Origin of the sequence: Lujinxingia sediminis (assembly GCF_004005565.1) — a bacterium.
Taxonomy (GTDB): Bacteria; Myxococcota_A; Bradymonadia; order Bradymonadales; family Bradymonadaceae; genus Lujinxingia; species Lujinxingia sediminis.
In genome coordinates, this window is sequence record NZ_SADD01000013.1 from 123,517 (window position 1) to 137,385 (window position 13,869).

10 protein-coding genes are annotated in these 13,869 nt (G+C 63.9%); 4 read left to right on the forward strand and 6 right to left on the reverse strand.

From position 1 onward, the window contains the following. Positions 1 to 67: 67 nt before the first annotated feature. Positions 68 to 580, reverse strand: coding sequence for a hypothetical protein (locus EA187_RS17175; RefSeq protein WP_115604598.1), 513 nt, complete (start codon positions 578 to 580; stop codon positions 68 to 70). A gap of 362 nt (positions 581 to 942) precedes the next feature. Between EA187_RS17175 and EA187_RS17180 the strand changes: the two genes are divergently transcribed. Next, complete coding sequence (locus tag EA187_RS17180; RefSeq protein ID WP_127781043.1) at positions 943 to 1,962, forward strand: isocitrate/isopropylmalate dehydrogenase family protein; 1,020 nt, start codon at positions 943 to 945, stop codon at positions 1,960 to 1,962. Positions 1,963 to 2,537: 575 nt separating this feature from the next. Here EA187_RS17180 and EA187_RS17185 read toward each other — a convergent pair. Then, the gene (locus EA187_RS17185; RefSeq protein WP_164856361.1) at positions 2,538 to 5,015 is read right to left on the reverse strand and encodes an ATP-dependent helicase; all 2,478 of its coding nucleotides are present in this window, start codon (positions 5,013 to 5,015) and stop codon (positions 2,538 to 2,540) included. Between the two features lie 351 nt (positions 5,016 to 5,366). Here EA187_RS17185 and EA187_RS17190 point away from each other — a divergent pair, with 351 nt between their 5' ends. Beyond that, on the forward strand, positions 5,367 to 6,167 hold the full coding sequence (locus tag EA187_RS17190) for a GNAT family N-acetyltransferase (protein WP_164856362.1): 801 nt from the start codon (positions 5,367 to 5,369) through the stop codon (positions 6,165 to 6,167). A 100-nt stretch (positions 6,168 to 6,267) separates the two neighbouring features. On the opposite strand, the gene EA187_RS17195 is transcribed toward EA187_RS17190, so the two are convergent. After that, positions 6,268 to 6,678, reverse strand: a complete 411-nt coding sequence (locus EA187_RS17195) for a TraR/DksA family transcriptional regulator (RefSeq protein ID WP_115604592.1) — start codon at positions 6,676 to 6,678, stop codon at positions 6,268 to 6,270. Between the two features lie 235 nt (positions 6,679 to 6,913). Between EA187_RS17195 and EA187_RS20475 the strand changes: the two genes are divergently transcribed. Together EA187_RS20475 and EA187_RS17205 are read left to right on the forward strand one after the other, a co-directional pair. Beyond that, positions 6,914 to 7,315: a PEGA domain-containing protein gene (locus tag EA187_RS20475; protein WP_164856363.1), complete on the forward strand. Its 402-nt coding sequence runs from the start codon at positions 6,914 to 6,916 to the stop codon at positions 7,313 to 7,315. A gap of 180 nt (positions 7,316 to 7,495) precedes the next feature. Next, positions 7,496 to 9,541, forward strand: a complete 2,046-nt coding sequence (locus EA187_RS17205; protein WP_115604588.1) for a VWA domain-containing protein — start codon at positions 7,496 to 7,498, stop codon at positions 9,539 to 9,541. A gap of 85 nt (positions 9,542 to 9,626) precedes the next feature. Here EA187_RS17205 and EA187_RS17210 read toward each other — a convergent pair whose 3' ends face one another. The 3 genes from EA187_RS17210 to cheB all read right to left on the reverse strand — a co-directional run bounded on the left by EA187_RS17210 (position 9,627) and on the right by cheB (position 13,849). Next, the gene (locus tag EA187_RS17210) at positions 9,627 to 11,069 is read right to left on the reverse strand and encodes a hypothetical protein (protein WP_127781047.1); all 1,443 of its coding nucleotides are present in this window, start codon (positions 11,067 to 11,069) and stop codon (positions 9,627 to 9,629) included. Positions 11,070 to 11,381: 312 nt separating this feature from the next. Then, positions 11,382 to 12,782, reverse strand: coding sequence for a CheR family methyltransferase (locus EA187_RS17215; protein ID WP_127781048.1), 1,401 nt, complete (start codon positions 12,780 to 12,782; stop codon positions 11,382 to 11,384). Next, positions 12,779 to 13,849, reverse strand: a complete 1,071-nt coding sequence (gene cheB, locus EA187_RS17220) for a chemotaxis-specific protein-glutamate methyltransferase CheB (RefSeq protein WP_115604582.1) — start codon at positions 13,847 to 13,849, stop codon at positions 12,779 to 12,781. Before cheB ends, EA187_RS17215 begins: the two co-directional genes overlap by 4 nt. Positions 13,850 to 13,869: the final 20 nt, after the last annotated feature.

A 13,869-nucleotide genomic window follows, 5' to 3' on the forward strand; every position in this document is an offset into this window, starting at 1 on the left:
CACGATGGGGACAGGGTGTGGCGAGGCCCGGCGAGTAGAGTGGCATGAGGCGTCGTCCAGATGGCTCTTAGAAGTGGATGCGCAAGAGGGGCACGCGCACCGTTCGGGGAAGTTCTCGCTCCAGCATGTAGCGGCGTGCAGCCAGAGCGTCGGAATTGCGCTCTTCACGTACGATCAACTCCACGGCGCCTGCCGCCGTACCGACCAGGATGCCGCCTCCTGCAAAGTACGCGATGGTCCAGGGCGAATACTCCCGGCCTGAGAGCAGGTAGACGCCGGTGCCGACCAGCCCCCCGGTGACGCCGCCCAGGAAGGCGTTTCTGGCGAGCACGCCCATGTAGTTGGGCGATTCCGGCTCGGTAATGATGGTCTTTTGTGTGCTCTGCTGAGTTCCCTCGTCAGGCGTGGTCTGGCTTTCGCGTTCTTCGATGACGCGATCTTCGACCGGCTGGATCTGTGCTTCAGAGGTTGTATCGGTTTTGGCCGGCTCGGCGGCGCGTGCATGTGCGGAGAACGCGGTGATGGCCAGCGCTACCAGGCTCAGCATCACCAGCCATCGGGGTGCCCAGGACCATGCCATGGTGGACCTCCTTTGCTGCGTGAGAAGTCGGCGCACGGGGCGTACCGCGAACCGGTCCCCCCGAGTTGAGCCGAGATCATTATTCACACTATAAATGTAATTCCGAGGTGCCTGACACCAAAAACTCTCCCAGTCTCTGGCCGTTCGGACCCTGTTTCTGAGGGGGGCGGGAGTCCGGGGTAAGCTCCCGCAGGGCCCGATTTTTCGGGGCTATTGACCCCGATGGTAGGGCTCTTCTATGGTGTCGCCGCCGCGCGCCCTGCAAAAGGCGCTATCCGCGCATCAGGCGCATGCGGTGAAGCTATCGAATAAGGTCAATGACGCCGCGTAATGAGCGCGGCGATCACGTCAAGGGAGTTGTCATGAGCCGTAAAGTGTCCCTGATTCGCGGTGACGGGATTGGACCGGAGATCGTCGACGCGACGGTTTCGGTGATCGAGGCCCTGGGGGTCAATCTGGAGTGGGAAGAGGTGCGCGCCGGCTCCGGGGCCTATAAGGATCTGGGCACTCCTCTTCCCGAAGAGACGCTTTTGAGCATCGCCCGCAACCAGTGCGTTCTTAAGGGGCCGCTGGAGACGCCGATCGGCACCGGTTTTCGAAGCATCAACGTGGCGATCCGCAAGCATTTCGACATGTACGCCAACGTGCGCCCGGCGAAGATCTCGCCGGCGATGACCACGCGCTTCTCGGACACCAAGGTCGACATGGTGATCGTGCGTGAGAACACCGAGGGTGCCTATGCGGGCATCGAGCACGTGATCCCGCCGAACCGTGCCGCGGCCGAGACGATCATTCTGATCACGCGCTGGGCCTGTGAGCGGATCGTGCGCTACGCGTTTGAGTACGCGCGTCGCGAAGGTCGCTCCAAGGTCACGCTGGTGCACAAGGCCAACATCCTCAAGGAGTCCAACGGGCTTTTGCTGGAGGTCGGTCAGACCATCGCGCGTGAGTACGACGACATTCAGTTTGAAGACATGATCGTCGATAACTGCTGCATGCAGATGGTGGTGCGGCCGGAGCAGTTCGATGTGATCGTCACCGAGAACCTTTTCGGCGACATCCTCTCGGATCTGGCAGCCGGGCTTATCGGCGGTCTGGGTCTGACGCCGGGGGCCAATATTGGCGAAGGCGCCGCGATGTTTGAAGCGGTTCACGGTACCGCGCCCGATATCGCGGGCAAGGGGATTGCCAACCCGACCGCGCTGATGCGTTCGGCGGGCATGATGCTCGGCCACCTGGGCTACGTCTCGGAAGGGAAGTTGCTTGAGAAAGCGATCACCAAGGCCCTGGCCAGCCCCTCCACGCGCACCGGCGACCTGGGCGGAACGGCGAACACCAAGACCTACACCCAGGCGCTGATCTCGGCGATTCAGGAAGGCTAAGGCCTTTCGCCGGACGGCGTCGATGATGCGATGCCGCCCGTTAAGGTCGCGTCAGTGATGCGGCGCTGAGTATGAAGGTCGCATCTGTGACGCGGCTTTTGAAGGTTGTAAAAAACGCCCACCCGGAGCTCCGGGTGGGCGTTTTTTATGGCGCCAATTCTCATCGTACGGTGACCGTGGGTCATTTAGAAAGTGACCGTGGGTCGGTAGCAGAGGTGACCGTAGGTCGGTCGAAAAAGTGACCGTGGGTCAGTCGCAGAGGTGACCGTGGGTCAGTCGCAGAGGTGACCGTGGGTCGGTCGAAAAGATGACCGTGGGTCGGTCGAAAAGATGACCGTGGGTCGGTAGCAGAGGTGACCGTGGGTCGGTAGCAGAGGTGACCGTGGGTCGGTAGCAGAGGTGACCGTGGGTCGGTCGAAAAAGTGACCGTGGGTCATTTAGAAAGTGACCGTGGGTCGGTTGCAGAGGTGACCGTAGGTCGGTCGAAAAGATGACCGTGGGTCGGTCGCAGAGGTGACCGTGGGTCATTTAGAAAGTGACCGTGGGTCAGTCGCAGAGGTGACCGTGGGTCAATCTTATCCCAACACTTTCAAGAACTTGCGGATCACAGTCTGCTGGCCTACAGCAGGGAAGTCGACGGTCAGGCGCGCCTTATCGCCGGAGCCTGAGACGCTCACGACCTCGCCAATGCCAAAGCGGGAGTGGCTGACGGTGACGCCGATGAGCTGGTCGTCGCCAGCCGGAGTGTGAGTGACGTCCCACTCCTGCGGGCTCTGCGAGAAGTTCGACTCCCAGTCCGGAGTATCCTGGGCCAAATGCTCGTCGGAGCTCGGGGCCTGGTTGAAGTCGTAGAGCGCCCCACCCTGGGAGGGCATCTGAGGCTCGGGGAACTCGCCGTGAGGGGCTCCCAGGCGCTTTCGGCGATCGCGGGCGTAGTCGAGTTCTTTTGCCGCGCTGCGCGGATCGATGATCAGCCGACTCGGATCGATATCGAGCAAAAAGCGGCTGGGTTCGGTGTCTTTGAACTGCCCGTAGACCCGTCGTCGGCGCGCGTTGGTCATATACAGGCGATCTTCGGCGCGGGTGATGGCGACGTAGGCCAGGCGCCGTTCTTCGGCGAGCTCTTCGGAGTCGCCGGGATCGCGCAGGCTGGGGAAGGTCTCTTCTTCGAGGCCGGCGACAAAGACCGTGGGGAACTCCAGGCCCTTGGAGCCGTGGATGGTCATCATGGTGACCGCCTGACCGGGGCCGTTGTCGCCATCGGTGGATTGGACCAGCGCGGAGCGGTCTAAGAAGGCGCGCAGGCGCAGGGAGGCCGGGGCGGTGGTCAGCAGATCATCGAGATCGTCGGGCATCGCTTCCTGCACCGAGGCGATGAGCGCCTCGCTGTTCGGGTCCTGCTCGAACTCCTCAATCGCGCTCAGGAGCTCGCCGACGTTTCGGGTGCGATCTTCGGCGCTCTCGGAGTCGGTGCGCTCGAGGTGCTCGAAGTAGGAGATGCGCTCAATGAGGCGCTCGAGTACCGGGGTGAGCTCCTCGTAGTGCAGAAGATCGTCGCGGGTGGCCTCCAGGATCTTCCAGAACTCGTCGATGCCCCGGCGCGAGACGCCGCTGAGCTCCTCGACGGTCTCAATGAGCAGGCGCTCGGTGGGGTTGGAGGGGCGAGGGCGGCGCGCGGCGAAGAGGTCGTTCTGGGCAGGGCGATCTTCGAGCGTGAGGAGAAGTGCGCCCTGCAGGCTCTCGACGCCGGGCACCGATGTGGCCGCGGTCAACTTCTCCAGCGTGGTCTTTCCGATGCCGCGGCGGGGGGTGTTGATCACACGCGCGGTGGCCACATCGTCACGCGGGTTGAGCGCGCAGCGCAAATACGCCAGCAGATCTTTGATCTCCTCGCGGGCGTAAAAACTTAAGCCCCCGATGATGCGGTAGGGCACGCCCCACTGGCGGAGCTGTTCTTCAAAGAGGCGCCCCTGGGCGTTGGTGCGATAGAAGATTGCGACGTCGTCGAAGTTGCCGCCCTGGCGGGCCATATCGAAGATCGTCTCGGCCACATAGGCGGCCTCCTCACGATCGTCGGCGCCGGTAAATGCCACGATGGGTTCGCCGCCCTGGCGCTCCGTCCAGAGCTTTTTGGCGTGACGGCGATCGTTGCGGGCGATGACGTCGTTGGCGGCCTCCAGGATCACAGATGTGGAGCGGTAGTTCTGCTCAAGTTTGACGCGGGCAGCGGCCTCGTTGGCGTCTTCAAAGCCTAAGATGTTGGCCACGGTGGCACCGCGCCAGCGGTAGATGGCCTGATCGTCGTCGCCGACCACCGTGAGGTTGTTGTGGGCCAGGGTCAGGTGATCGAGCAGCTCGTACTGAGCGGGGTTGGTATCCTGGAATTCGTCGACGAGCACGTGTTGCCAGCGTTGGCTGTACTGCTTTGCGAGATCGGGATGTTCGCGAAAGAGCACGAGCACACCCAGGATAAGATCTCCAAAATCAACGGCGCCGGCCTGTGTGAGGGCGCGCTGGTAGTTGGCATAGAGCTCGGCGTCGGCCTCGGCGCGGGCGTCGTGGGCGTTCTCGTGAGCCTGGGAGGGCGTCCAGCCGCGGTTTTTGCAGGCGTCGATGTAGCTCTGGAGGCGGCGCACATCGGCGCGGGCTCGCTCATCGCCGGCCTCATCGAGGATGCGGGTGATCAGCCGGCGCTGGTCGGCGTCGTCGTAGATCGAGAAGTTCCACTCCAGGCCTGCGGCCGGCGCATGGCGACGCAGGATGCGTGCGCCCAGGCTGTGGAAGGTGCTGATGGTGACCTGGCCTGCCTGACCGTGGCCGTCGAGGAGCTGGTCGACGCGCTCGCGCATCTCCTGGGCGGCCTTGTTGGTAAAGGTCATCGCCACGATCTGATGAGGGGCGACGCCCTGCTCAGCGATCAAAAAGGCGATGCGGTGGGTGAGCACGCGGGTCTTGCCGCTGCCGGCGCCGGCGAGCACCAGGAGGGGCCCGGCCGGGTGGGTGACGGCCTGGCGCTGATCGGAATTGAGGTGTTGGAGCCAGTCCTGAGTCATTGTCATCACATGCAAAAGAACTTCGGAGCTGCAAATTTGTTCCGTTGGTGTTATGACCTCTGGTCTGAGGATTGGCAAGGCGCGCGGGAATGCAACGCCGCGGCGCTTATGTTTACCCGGGGGAAAGCTCCCCACTGCAGCGCTCGCGGCGAGTTGTCGTCGGCGGACGCCCCACGTAAACTTGAGTCTGGTCGTCGACAATCACCTGCCTTCGTGGCGGGCGGTGTGCTCACGACCACGGACGCGGCGAGCGCCTTTGAGGCGACACGTGCCGCGATTTTTTTCGCCCGCAACCCCGGCCCGCTCCCCGATGGAGTGCGGCGGGGCGGGCGTGCAACCGAGGTGCCCCCCATGGCTGTCGAAGAGCTGACTGAGCGCGACGAGCTGCGAGAGTTTCTGGTCCAGGATCGACTGGCGAATGCCTACCTTCTGGGAAACCTCGATCCTTCTTATTTTCAGTTCTGCCGCTGGTACGGCTCGCGCGATGAGCGTGGCGAGATCGCCAATCTCATGCTGGTCTACCGGGGCTTGAGTCTTCCGGTGGTCTTTACCAGCGGGCGTGGCGAGGATCTGCCGGACTTTCTCAAAGCCTGCTATGAGGTGGTGCCGGAGCGCTTTCATTTTCATGTGCTTGAGACGCAGATGGCCGATCTGAATTCGACCTTCGAGGTGGGACAGGCCGAGGCGATGATTCGCATGGGGCTTGAGCGTCGGCATTTTGAGCCGGGGGTCCGCGATGAGCGTGTGGAGCGGCTCGGGCATCGCGATACTGCCCAGATCATGGCGCTTTATGAGCACTATCCGGACAACTTTTTTGAGCCCTACCAGCTGGAGACAGGGCTTTATTTCGGGATTCGCGATGAAGAGGGGGATCTGGTGAGTATTGCCGGGGTGCATGTGGTCAGTGAGGCGCATGATATCGCGGTGATCGGTAACCTGGTGACGCACTCCGGACGGCGCGGTCAGGGGTTGGCGACGGCGTGCACCGCGCGATTGCTGGAGGAACTCTTTGAACGGGTCTCCCTGGTGGCGCTCAACGTGCAGGTGGAGAACGCCCCGGCGATTCGCATGTATGAGAACTTCGGGTTTCGGGCCAATAACCGCTTCTATGAGGGGCGGTGGTCGAAAGCGGCGGAGCGAGCCGGCGCGTAAGAGGCGTCCGGAACACCGCGGTCTGGTTCATGTAAAAAGCCACCTCTCGTAATGTGAGAGGTGGCTTTTTTTGTGAACAACGCGCTTTCGAGCCGGCGGTCTATTCGAGGGCCGAAAACATGCCGGGGCGTGAGGCATGCTGGCGTCGCTCTTCGCGCTCCTGATCTTCTTTGCATTCGATGCAGAGCTCGGCCATCGGACGCGCCCGCAGGCGAGGCTTGCCGATGGGGTCGCCACATTCATCGCAGTAGCCATACTCGCCGGTGTCCAGGCGGAAGATGGCGTCGTTGACCTTGGTGAGGAGGATGCGCTCGCGGTCCTGGAGGCGGAGCTCGGTGGCGTTTCCCTGCTCGTCGGTAGACTCGTCGATGGAGTCGCGAGGCTCGCGGTCGTTGTCGCGCAGCTCGTTGCGGGTGAGGTTGTTGCTGCGTACCAGGTCCTGGCGTTGGGCCTGGAGCGCAAGGCGCATCTCTTCGAGGAACTCGTCGGAGTAGTCGTCGTTCTGGCTCATGGTGACCTCGTCGTTACGTCGTTGGGGCGGCGCGATGTGTGACGGCCGTCCAGCTCAGGCCGAATATAGGCAGCAGACCTTGCGAGCGTACTGCAAAGATGCTTCGGAGCCCAGCGACGGGTGTGGCCGAGGGAGGAAGTTGAAGCCGGCGTCGAATCATGCCACGATGCCCGCGTTTGAGGGCTGCCGTCTGCTCGGTTGTCCCGCGATGAACCTGATTTCGATGAGGGCTGGCATGCCGATGCGTGTGCTACAGATAGGACTGGTTGCGTTGGTGATGATGAGCGGCGCCTGCGCGTCGACGACGCTGGTGGAGTCGCAGCCGGCCGGGGCCACGCTGATCCTTGATGAAGAGCGCTACGCCGGTCAGACGCCGGTACAGATTCGCGATCTGCCCTGGGTATTCAGCTCACGAACCCATCAGCTCTCGATGGAGGGGTATCACCCGCGGGTGGTGGAGTTGAAGGCGACGGCCAACGCCAAGAGCTGGGTGACGTGTGTATGCACCCTGGGGATGATGTGGCCGCTGGTCTTTTTTGGTCGTTATCCCTCAGACGTGGTGGTACGGCTTAGCCCGATCGAAGCGCCGGCGCGTGCAGCGTTTACGCCGGAGCCTTCGGTTAATTTTCCGCTCTAACTCTTCTCACTGGCTTTCTCCGCCGGTACGCCGCAGCCGATGCGGCGCTTTCAGTGCGCTCGATCCTTTTGAAAAGATTGAGGGTTTCTGATAGCACTCTTCTGGCCTGTAACGGGCTCCCTCCTGCATTCTCCCTCCTGCTGCACTCCTCTTCGCAGCCCCCCTGCACGCGGAAGTTCTATGATCACGATCTCGAAGCGATTGACGTACCTGACGATTGCGCTGGCGCTTGTGGCGCTCTCACCGGCCTGCTCCGATCCCGATGGCGAAGGCCTGCTTCCCGATAGCGATGTGGAGCTTCCCGACGCAGGTGATGCGGGCGATGTCGATGCGGATGAGCCCGATGTCGAAGAGCCGGACGTGGACGATTCAGACGTAGAGCCCGATGTGGAGCCGGATACCGGTGAGGTTGGTTATTGCGACCCGCAGGGAGAGGGCTGGGAGCGCGATTCCGACCAGGACGGGCTTTCCGACTGTGAGGAGCGGGAGCTGTGCACCGATGAGTTCGATCACGACAGCGACGGCGACACGCTCAGCGACCTGGAGGAGCTGCAGCTGGGAACCGATCCCTGCTCGGGCGACAGTGACGGCGATGGGGTCAGCGATGATGAGGAGGAGTTGCTGGAGCTCGATCCTCTTAACGCGTGCACCTTCCTGCCGCAGTATTATCCCGAGCCGACAGCGTGCTCCGACGGTGATCTCTGGGTGGTCAGTGCCTGCGATGAGCCGGCCAGCGAGCCGACTGAGTTCTTTGTCAACGGGGTGGGGAACTGGGGGCTTGGGCTTCCGCCGGCCTACTCGAACTACACCAATCTGACGATCGCCGGTGCCAGCGTGGAAAACCGCCATGCCGCTGCGGTGTACGATGACCCGGCCAATGAGATTGCCGGCTTTGTGCTGGCGCAGGCCCCCGATGGCATCAGCTCGGCGGTGCAGGCGGTACAGTCCAAGCGTCAGCTCTTGAGCGGGGTGGGGAACCTCGTTCAGGAGGTGATCGGCGGGGAGTTTGATACCCATGATTATCACCGCGCAGCGGTGAGCCGTTATCTGATCCGTTCGCCTCAACTGCGCTCGGCGCGGGCGATGCGCGACGCGCTCCTGGTGGCGGCAGCGCCCTTTGGCAGCGCGGACATCAGCGGCCTTCCGGCGACCAGCGGTAATACCTACACCGACTACCGCGTCTATCTGACGACGGTGCTTCGCGATGGCCAGCTCATCACGCTGGTGGCGCTGGCGCCGGCCGAGAAATACGAGACGCAGGATAAGACGAAGTTCCGCATGGATGACTTGACCAATACCACCGCGTTGGCCACGGCGACGGCGGCCGATGTGCTGCGTTGCACGCGTTTTCCGCCAGCTGACGAAATCCCGCAGGTGGAGTTTCTGTGGGTGCTCGACCAGTCGGGCTCGATGAGTGATGACTTCGATCGCGTGCGGGACGTGGCCGAGGGCTTCTTTGCGGAGCTTCGCAACACGCCGCTCGATTACCGCCTGGGTGTGACCAACATGTGGGATGGTGGCGAAGGCAAGTTGCGCAGCCCTCCGGCATGGCACCGCGACCAGGCCAGTTTCCTCAATGAGATCGAGGAGTGGGTTGTGGACTGTCAGGGCTGCTCCGGGAGTTTCGGCGGCTCGGAGTACGGCATTCAGAACGCGCGCGGCGCGCTGGAGTATATGAGCAGCAACCTGGCGCCGGCGGAGGAACGCATTCGCCCCAATGCCGAGGTGGTCACCGTATTGATGAGCGATGAGGAGGCGGAGACCTTCCAGCGTACCAGCCTGGGCTCGCCGCAGGGCCAGGCGCTTTTGAGTGACTTCATTGGTTACTTCACCGGGCGCACCACGATCTTCTCGATTGTGACCAATGCTGGCGAGGCCTACCGCCAGGTGGCGACCGCTACCGGTGGCAACTACTATTCGCTGGAGTCACCGAATATCGAGGAGTCGATCAACGACATCATCATCGCCGCGACGGGGCAGGCAGCGAACTACGTGCTCTCGGATGTGCCGCTCTCAAGCTCGTTGCGCGTCTTTAAGGACGGGCAGTGGGTGCCGCGCAGCCGTATTAACGGGTTTGATTATTTCGCAGCGACCAACTCCATCGCCTTCTTTGGCGACTTCCGTCCCAGCGATGATGATCCGGAGGATGCGCCGATCAACTACGTGTCGGTCTCCTACCGTCACTTCCAGGTGAACACCAAGCCCGGGAGCGCCGGCGCGCAGTGATGCGTTGAACTTCAGTTGAAGCACCAAAAAAGCGGCCCCGATTTCGGGGCCGCTTTTTTGGTGGGACATGCGTTGCGCGTTCGCCTCAGATCTCGGCATCCGGGGGGATGATGTCCGCGGCGTTAAAGAGGGCGCTGGCGAAGGCATCGCGTGCGATGGTGGCTCGGGCGATGGGGCCGGTGAACCAGGCCTGCGCCAGCGCTCGGAGATGGGCTTCGTCATCGCCGGGGGCGAATTGCTGGAGCAGGTGTGCGAGTCCACGACAGCCCCAGTCGTCGGCGGAGGCGAAGGCCGCGGGGTCGTCGAAGCTGGCGATGAGCTGGCGCACCGCATCGTCGGGATGAGAGGCGAAGGGGGCGATGAGCTCGCGGGCTGTTCGTGGCTCAAGCTCGCCGAGTTCGGTGGCCTGGCGAATCTCAATGAGCGTGTGCACAAGGGCCACGCGCTCTTCGATGGAGGCGGCGTGGTCCGGGGCGAAACGCTCCAGACCGCGGGCGATATGCTCGGGGCTTAAGCGGTCTTCGACCGCGGCGCTCAGCGGAAGTCCGCTGATGCCGGGGGAGGCCAGGCCGCGATCGAGGAGCGATTCATGCTGGCCGACTTCGACGAGGAGGTCGGGGAGGTTGTCGTCTTCGCCCAGGGCGAGCTGGAAGGCGAGCTCGGCGGGGTAGCGATCGATGAGCGTGGCGGAGTCGAGGAGAAGTTCGTCGTCTTCGAGCTCTTCGCTCTCCCAGGCCAGCAGCGCAGCGCTGGTGGCCAGGGCCGCGGCCATATCGAAGCCATCGCGATCACGCACCGTGCGCATCACCGCCAGGGTGTGAACCCAGGAGGTCAGGCCGTAGCAGCTTAAGAAGTCTGCCACGGCGCGGTCGTCGCCCAGCCAGGTGCGCTCCAGCTCGCCGAGCATCAGCTGGCGAGCGAAGCGATGAGGGGCGAGCGAAGCGAGCGCGCCGTCGATGGCGGCGCGCTGCTCCAGGCTGAGCTCGTCATGGAGCTCCTGGCGCCATTCGGCGATGGCGTCGAAGAGCTCCGGGGCGTGGGCGAGCGCGCAGGCTCGGGCCACGGTGATGAGCTCCTCGGCGGAGGCGATCTCTTCGAGGGCTTCCATGAGCTCTTCGGGGTCGACGGCCGCGAGCAGGGAGGCCGCGGCCAGGCCGGTATCACTCTCGTCGATGAGCTCGACGAGTGAATCGTGGTACCAGTCCGCACCGGCCAGAAAGAGAGCGCGGGCGACTCCGGGGGCCAGGGATTCATCGGCCAGCGCGGCGTCGATGGCGTCTTCGTGGGCAGGATCTTCGATGGAGGCAACGACCGCCCAGATCCAGGCCGGGGTGTCGGAGGAATGGGCCTTGAGGGCCGTCAGGGCTTTGCCGCAGGCGTCGCGCAGTGGCGTGTGGGTCAGAAGCAGCGCGGCGAGCACCGGGCCGTCCTGCGGGCTCTCAAGGAGCGCGGTGAGCTCCTCGGAGGAGAGTTGTGGCGTGTGGCCCTGGATTAGCCGGGAGAAGATCGGGGAAAGGGCGTCCGACATGGAGCCTCCGCAGGTCATAAAATAAGGAGAGGTAAGTGGCGAGCGCCGCGCTCGCCACGCGCTTTCTCTGCCTTTCGCGCCGAGGCTTGTCAAAGGGCGGCGGCAGTCAGGAGGGCGGGAGCAGGTGACACGCGTCAAGAAAAGCCAAAGCGCCCTGTCATCCCGACAGGGCGCTTTGACCGAAAGGAGGTGCCATGCGTTAGAGCCGCATCGCCTGAGATCGCGGACAGGCTGTGCCAGCTCCGACCTCGTTGCCGAGGTAATTAAGTAACTGCTCAGGTGACGAAGTCATTCCAACATAGGTGAGAAAAGTTACAACTCGCTGACCACCGAGAGGGCACGGTGGGCCTCCTGGTGGGCTTGCTGGCGGGTGTCTTCCAGGGGGCCGGCCAGCCGGGGGATAACGCGAGAGTAGCGAAGGGGGTCAGGGCTTGCGGCCAGGCCTTCGAGCGTCTGGCGCCAGGCGCGGCGTGCGGCGTCGTGTTCGCCAAAGTTTTCGTAGATGCGGGCCGCGCCCCAGGCGGCCACCCAGTGAAAGGGCTCTAGAAAGAGGGCCTTCTGGTAGGCTTTAAGCGCGGAGTGTCCGGCGTCGAGCTGAGCGAGCACCTGACCGAGCAGGCAGTGACCCTCGACCACAAAGGGATCGTAGCTGGTGGCGGCCTCCAGGCAGGCCATCGCCAGGCGAAGCTCCCGCTGGCGTATGTGGTCGCCGGCGGTCTCGAGAAGCCTGACGACGGTGTCGTTGAGCCCGACGTCGCTGGTCGTCTCATCAAGCCCGCTGTATTCGGGGGCGGGAGGATCGAGGAGCTCGTCGAGCGTGCTCTCGCTGAACGTCCATGCCCCCGGCTCAATGGTCTGGCCCGGTTTGGTCTCGTAGCGGCGATACAAAAAGCCTTCGCCGTGGCGGGTCGCGCGCAGGCGCGGCCCCTCGGTGTTGAGCTGCTCCACGTGGATCTGCTCGGAGGAGCCGAGCATCAGGTAGCCGTCACAGGCCAGCGCGTCGGCCAGATGTCCCACCACGGTGGCGGAGGCCCTGGGGGTGAAATAGATCAGGACGTTGCGGCATAAGATCACATCCCAGCGCATGTCCGCGCGACGCGAGCGCGGCGCGGTGTGCAGGAGGTTGTGGTGATCGAAGCGGACGCGTTCAAGCTCGGGATGATTGATGGCGTAGGTATGCTCATCGATCGGCCGCAGGAAGGTGTCGCGGCGCGCCTCATCGAGCCGGCGCAGACTCCAGGTGCCATAGTGGCCACGGCGCGCCACGCTCAAGAACTCGGTGTTGACGTCGGTACCGAGGACGTCGGCCGGGATGTTCTCTTCGCTGGCGATCATGGCCACGGTGTAGGCCTCCTCGCCGGTGGAGACGCCGGCACACCAGATCTGAAGGGGGCGCTCCAGGGTGGCCGATGCGCCGAGGTTGCGCAGGATCGAGCGCAGGGCGAGGAGCTGGGGCTCATCGCGCCAGAAGGCCGTCAGCCCGTTGGTGATCAGATTGACCAGGCGCTGGGGTTCGGCCGCCGTTGAGGAGAGGTCCTGGAGGGCCTCGACGTAGGTGAGTGGATCGTCGTAGCCGAGCGCCTCGGCGCGCCGCGCAAAGGTGTCGGCGATGCGCGTGGGCGCAGCTCCGCGCAGGGCAAAGCCGGTCCAGCGCTCAAAGAGCACGCAGGCCTGCGTGATGACCTGGCGCCGTTGGTAGCGACCCTGGTTCATCGTGACTCCCGATGTTCGATGGCGTCGACTTCGCGGATGAGCGCGTCGGCGATCTGATCGAGCTCCACGACTTTGTCGACAACCCCGTGGGCGATGGCGGAGCGGGGCATTCCGTAGACCACCGAGCTGGCCTCGTCCTGGGCCAGCGTGGTGCAGCCGGTGTGGTGCAGGGCGGTGAGACCGACGGTGCCGTCGTCACCCATGCCGCTTAAAATCACGCCGATGGCCCGGGGGGCGGCATGACGCGCCAGGCTTGTGAGCAGGCGATCGCCACTGGGGCAGTGGCCACCGACGGGGGGCCCTTCTGTAACGCTGAGCTTGAGGTCGGGCTCCAGCATCAAATGGCGCTCGGTCGGCGCGATGTAGAGATGGCCGCGTTTAAGTTCCGTGCCATCGAAGGCTTCCATCACCTTGAGCGGGCTGTGGTTGTCGAGCCAGTGCGCCAGGTGGGTGGAGAAGCCGTGGGTGATGTGCTGAACGACCACAACGGCAGCCGGAAAATCGGCGGGAAGTTGGCCCACGATGCGGGCCAGCGCCTTGGGCCCCCCGGTGGAGGCCACCACCCCGACCACCGCCACCGGTCGGTTGGCAGCGGCAGTATCGGGGCCTTTTGTCACGCGCCGAGGCCCCTCGACACGCTGGCGCTTTCGACCGCGCACATGGCGGACCACCGGAATCTGGGAGAGCAGCCGAATCTTGCGCAGAAGGGCCTCGCGCTCCTCTTCCGGAAAGGGCAGGCGCTGCGGCTTGGGCATCAGGTCGAGCGCCCCGGCTGAGAGCGCTTTAAAGGAGAGGTCGACCCCGCCGCGGTGAGGATCGGCGGTGACCACGAGGATCGGCGTCGGGCAGCGCGCCATGATCGCCTCGGTGGCCGCCAGCCCGTCCTGGCGCGGCATGTGGATGTCCATCAGCACAAGATCGGGACGATGCTCCTCGCAGAGGTTGACCACATCGACGCCGTTATCGGTCATGGCCACGATCTCGATGCCCGGCTCGGCCCGGAGCGCGTCGACCAGGACCTCGGCGAAGATCGCGCTGTCTTCTGCGATGACGATGCGTAAGCTCATGAAAACTCTTGGGGGATTGG

What these genes read in the sequence shown, in the direction of transcription:
- EA187_RS17215 (WP_127781048.1), bottom strand. Translation starts at nt 12,782, where the DNA reads ATGAACCAGGGTCGCTACCAACGGCGCCAGGTCATCACGCAGGCCTGC.
- EA187_RS17210 (WP_127781047.1), bottom strand. Translation starts at nt 11,069, where the DNA reads ATGTCGGACGCCCTTTCCCCGATCTTCTCCCGGCTAATCCAGGGCCAC.
- EA187_RS17190 (WP_164856362.1), top strand. Translation starts at nt 5,367, where the DNA reads ATGGCTGTCGAAGAGCTGACTGAGCGCGACGAGCTGCGAGAGTTTCTG.
- EA187_RS17185 (WP_164856361.1), bottom strand. Translation starts at nt 5,015, where the DNA reads ATGACTCAGGACTGGCTCCAACACCTCAATTCCGATCAGCGCCAGGCC.
- EA187_RS20475 (WP_164856363.1), top strand. Translation starts at nt 6,914, where the DNA reads ATGCCGATGCGTGTGCTACAGATAGGACTGGTTGCGTTGGTGATGATG.
- EA187_RS17175 (WP_115604598.1), bottom strand. Translation starts at nt 580, where the DNA reads ATGGCATGGTCCTGGGCACCCCGATGGCTGGTGATGCTGAGCCTGGTA.
- EA187_RS17205 (WP_115604588.1), top strand. Translation starts at nt 7,496, where the DNA reads ATGATCACGATCTCGAAGCGATTGACGTACCTGACGATTGCGCTGGCG.
- EA187_RS17180 (WP_127781043.1), top strand. Translation starts at nt 943, where the DNA reads ATGAGCCGTAAAGTGTCCCTGATTCGCGGTGACGGGATTGGACCGGAG.
- cheB (WP_115604582.1), bottom strand. Translation starts at nt 13,849, where the DNA reads ATGAGCTTACGCATCGTCATCGCAGAAGACAGCGCGATCTTCGCCGAG.
- EA187_RS17195 (WP_115604592.1), bottom strand. Translation starts at nt 6,678, where the DNA reads ATGAGCCAGAACGACGACTACTCCGACGAGTTCCTCGAAGAGATGCGC.